Origin of the sequence: Kocuria sabuli (genome assembly GCF_040981185.1) — a bacterium.
In the GTDB taxonomy this organism is placed as follows: domain Bacteria; phylum Actinomycetota; class Actinomycetes; order Actinomycetales; family Micrococcaceae; genus Kocuria; species Kocuria sabuli.
On sequence record NZ_JAVHZE010000127.1, the window covers coordinates 1 to 503 of the forward strand.

A 503-nucleotide genomic window follows, 5' to 3' on the forward strand; every position below is an offset into this window, starting at 1 on the left:
GAGGTGGACTTCGCCGGCTTCCAGGCCCTCACCGACGCCCTCGGCGGCGTGACCGTCGACGTGCCCCAGGACTTCGTGTCCAACGAGGGCATGACCTTCGAGCAGGGCCCCGAGCACATGGACGGGGAACGGGCGCTCGAGTTCGTCCGGGAGCGCAAGGCCTTCGAGGACGGGGACTTCCAGCGGGTGGAGAACCAGCGCAACTACGTCCAGTCCGCTCTCGAGCGGCTGCTCGGCCCGCAGACGCTGCTCAACCCGGTCCGGCTGCACACCGTGGTCAGCGACTTCTCGCCCTACCTGACGGTCAGCGAGGGGCTCGACGCGGCGTGGATCGCCGGGCTCGCCCCCGACCTGGCCGGTCTCTCCGCCGGGGACCTGCAGATGACCACGGCCCCCGACCAGGGCCTCGGCGTGTCCCCGGACGGGCAGTCCGTGGTCCTGCCGGACCTCGAGGCGATGGCGGGCATCGGCACGGCCGTTGCGGCGGACGATCTGGGCCCATA

At 71.6% G+C, this 503-nt stretch carries 1 protein-coding gene; it reads left to right on the forward strand.

The window, feature by feature from the left end; genetic code table 11:
- Positions 1 to 503: LCP family protein (locus RE027_RS18250; RefSeq protein ID WP_368809711.1), on the forward strand; the 503-nt coding region annotated here is incomplete at both ends.